We start from the raw sequence: 240 nt of genomic DNA, 5'->3' as shown, positions 1-240 counted from the left end.
TGCAGTTGCTTCACTTAGATTAATCGTATGACCTACACATACACTGTCTGGGCCAGTTATCGGAGCGATTACCGGTAAGGCAGAGACAACAATGGTTTTACTTACACTATCACTGCAACCTGCTGCATTAATCACCGTATAACTGATGCGCACAGTACCGGCACTAATGCCTGTTACCAGGCCAGTATTAGTGATGGTGGCGATGCCGCTATTATCACATAACCAGCTGCCGCCGGATGT

General features: G+C 47.5%; 1 protein-coding gene. It reads right to left on the bottom strand.

From position 1 onward, the window contains the following. A partial coding sequence (locus GD597_RS21795; RefSeq protein WP_171610021.1) for an Ig-like domain-containing protein occupies positions 1-240 on the bottom strand: 240 nt, incomplete at both ends.

This window comes from Limnovirga soli, from assembly GCF_013106755.1.
Taxonomy (GTDB): Bacteria; Bacteroidota; Bacteroidia; order Chitinophagales; family Chitinophagaceae; genus Limnovirga; species Limnovirga soli.
This window is presented reverse-complemented; position numbering and strand designations above follow the sequence as displayed.